The sequence below is a fragment of the Desulfovibrio sp. 1214_IL3152 genome (assembly GCF_036763055.1).
Taxonomy (GTDB): Bacteria; Desulfobacterota; Desulfovibrionia; order Desulfovibrionales; family Desulfovibrionaceae; genus Desulfovibrio.
On record NZ_JBAIYW010000404.1, the window covers coordinates 1 to 3,123 of the forward strand.

The window sequence follows — 3,123 nt, forward strand, 5'->3', positions numbered from 1 at the left end:
CAGGCAAGCCCTGCCATAATGGTTCGCATATGCCCGGTGACCGCATGGGAGGCGCTGTCGCCAGCCATGAAGGAACGGTAAAAACAGTCGGCGGCCTGCGGCTCCACAGTGATGGCCTGTGGCGCGGCATCGCCCCACACGGCGGTAAAATACCCAAGCGCCGCAGCGGCAAAAGACCCCACCCCGGCCTGCAAAAAGATATGGGTCGGCGGGCGCAGCCCGCATTCCCGCCACTGCTCGTCCGCTTCCAGAGCCAGGGTGGTATAGCCCTGCATGATCCAGAGGGGCATTTCCTCATACCCATCCCAGGCGGTGTCCTGTACAAGCACACCGCCCGTCTGCTGCGCATGCTGCATGGCAAGACGCACGGTATCGTCATAATTAAGGTCGGTTATGGTGCACTGCGCCCCGGTTTTACGGATGTTTTCGGCCCTGACCGGCGCTGAGCCTGCGGGCATGAAGACCGTGGCCCCCATGCCGAGTTGCTGGGCCGTCCAGGCTACACCCCGGCCATGATTGCCGTCCGTGGCCGTAACGAGAGTGATTTTGCCCAGTTTTTTGCGTACCTCGGCAGAACGCAACAGCTGCGGGCTTACCCGGCTCATGGGCATATCAAGCAGTCGGGCCAGATGACGTGCCACCGCATAGGAACCGCCCAGTACCTTGAAGGCATTGAGACCGAAACGCTGGGACTCGTCCTTTACCATAATTTCGCCAAGCCCCAGGTCATGAGCAAGATTTTTCAGCCGCACCAGCGGCGTGGCCGCATAACGGTCAAAACCCTCATGAAAGGTACGGGCAACACGGGCGACCTCCGGCCCGTAAAGCCCAACATCCGCCGCATCGGCAGCGCCTGTACGCAGGCTGTTGGGACAATAGCTGACAATGTTCACGGCGGCTCTCCTGTAGGGCATGGTCGCCCCTTTTGCATGTCATCGGGATTGCATCCCGCAGCGGGCAATATCCACTGCGGGGCGGCAACCCCGCTCAGAACGGTTGTGCAGTGGTATTGCTCCGACGACTGCACAGCTCCGAAGCACGGATTCTCAAAAATCCGCCTGGAGCGCGTATCTGTTTTCAGTGCTGTCTGCCAGTTCAGTTGGAATTGGCTGTACGCACGAAAATGTTATAGGCTTGGCGGCTCTCCTGCGCGACATTGTTCAGCTCCTGCCGCACCGGACTGTAAAAGCCTTCGGCCAGCCCACGGCCCAGAAGGGCCTCATAGCGGGCAGCATGCCTGAGAAACTCGCGATAGGCCCGCTCCACTTCTGGAGCAGCCGGAAATGGCGGCTGTCCGGCCCTGCGCAGCCCGGCCTCAAGTTTGTCCCGCACCTGACCAAGGGCATGCCGGTCGGGCGTTTGCGCGGCCAGCAGTTCCGCCGTGCTGCCATACAAGGTGAAGATATTTCTGGCTTCCAGGATCTGCCGCCTGAGCGGGTGTCCATAAAGCAGCGTTTCCTCGGCCTTGACGGCCCGCCCTTCCACCAGGGCCAGATAGCCGTCCCGGGCAGTCACAAAGCGCTCGTGTTCCTTTTCCAGACTGGCCGCCAGGGCGCGGCCCTTCACGCCGTCATCACGGATATTCTCATCCCGCACATAGCGTGCCAGAGCCGTGTAATCGGCCCGCATGCTCTGGATGCTCTTTTCCATATCGTCCACCCACTGGGACAGGGCAGCGGCTTCATCCGCCCCGAACATGTCCGCAGGGGCCGCCAGGCGGCGCGCAAGCACCTTGCCGTCCCCATCAGGCGAGGGACGCGGGGCCAGTGTCCATTCCCGCAGGTAATGGCGCACATTGTCCGTCATGGTTTCGGCCTGCACATAATAGGGTTCGGCCAGGGTGGCCGCGGCCACATTATAGAAAGCCACCAGAGCATCCGCCTTTTCAAGCTCTTCCTGCGAAGGGGGCGGCCCCTGAACCTGTTCTTCATAGGGCGGACGTTCCTGTGGCGCACTGTGCGCCGCATCCGAGGCCAGGCCCGTTTCCGGCTTTTGCCCCGACTGTTCCCCTGTTGCTGAAGAAGCGTCTTCATTGCCGCCGGAATCGCAGCCCGCAAACAGCAGGGCCACAAGACAGACAAGCAGTATACATAGTCTTTTTTTCATACCTTCAGACGTAAAAGCCCCACAGGCAACCTGCGGGGCTTGCTGTTATATGTTTGCTCAGATCGAGGCCACGCGGGCCGCAATCCAGTCATTGAGTCCCGTAAGGTCTTCGGCCCAGGGATAGGCGGCGTCCGAGACAGGTTTGATGTCCGGCCCCACGCCGTAAAAAAGCGTACCCACTTCTTCCGCCGCATCGCGGTCTGTGGGGGCATCGCCCACCATAAGCACGTTTTCCGGGGCCAGGGGCAACGGAGCCACAATCTGGGCCAGAAGCCGGGCCTTGGCCGGGGGCGAGCCGTGAATGGACGTAAAATAGTGCTCCAGACCACGCTCGTGCAGGACGGCCAGCACTTCCTCATGCGGCGCGCCGGAACAGACATAGAGGGGCAGCCTGCCCTTCCAGGTGTCGAGCACATCCTTGACGCCGGGAATAAGCGGGCAGCGCCGCACTTCATCCAGAGCGTATTCCGCAAACAGGCGGCCCAGTTTTTCGGACTCTTCCTGCGTGATTTCGCGGCCCAGCACCTCGTTGTAAAACCATTCAAACTTCTTGTACCTGCTCACCCCGCCGTGCAGGCTGTGGTACATGACAAAACGGTCCTGAGCCTCCTGCCCGTAAGGTGCGGCAATGCGGGCAAAGGCGCGTGTTTTTACGGGTACGCTGTCCAGTATGACGCCGTCACAGTCAAAAACAATACATTGCAATGGCATAGCTATCCTTTTCTGCATCCGGCCACATCGCCTTGAAATGCCCTTTTCGGGGCAAGGCGGGCCAGTTTGCGATCTGCGCCAATCCGGACTCGCCTGTGCCGGTCCGGGCCAGTTTGCGCCAATTTACGCCAGTTTGGTCCTGTTTTTTACGTGACGCAGCCAACTGGACAAAAAATTATCTAGAGCAATTTCACTTTGAAATTGCTCGGACGGCTGCGTGAGCAGACGTTCGCTACGGAGGCGTAAGCGCAGTTTATCTGCGCGGTTAAACGCCGAAGTGAGCGTGCCTTAAACTTTGAGAATGTA

The 3,123-nt window shown here is 60.0% G+C and carries 3 protein-coding genes; all 3 read right to left on the reverse strand.

The window, feature by feature from the left end:
• On the reverse strand, window positions 1-893 hold an 893-nt coding region (locus tag V6C07_RS08685), incomplete at its 3' end, for a diaminopropionate ammonia-lyase (protein WP_333536002.1).
• A gap of 202 nt (window positions 894-1,095) precedes the next feature.
• Window positions 1,096-2,106 (reverse strand): hypothetical protein, encoded by a 1,011-nt coding sequence (locus V6C07_RS08690; protein WP_333536003.1) that lies wholly within the window; start codon window positions 2,104-2,106, stop codon window positions 1,096-1,098.
• A 57-nt stretch (window positions 2,107-2,163) separates the two neighbouring features.
• On the reverse strand, window positions 2,164-2,817 hold the full coding sequence (locus V6C07_RS08695; RefSeq protein WP_333536004.1) for an HAD family hydrolase: 654 nt from the start codon (window positions 2,815-2,817) through the stop codon (window positions 2,164-2,166).
• Between the last annotated feature and the right edge of the window lie 306 nt (window positions 2,818-3,123).

What these genes read in the sequence shown, in the direction of transcription:
- V6C07_RS08695 (WP_333536004.1), bottom strand. Translation starts at nt 2,817, where the DNA reads ATGCCATTGCAATGTATTGTTTTTGACTGTGACGGCGTCATACTGGAC.
- V6C07_RS08690 (WP_333536003.1), bottom strand. Translation starts at nt 2,106, where the DNA reads ATGAAAAAAAGACTATGTATACTGCTTGTCTGTCTTGTGGCCCTGCTG.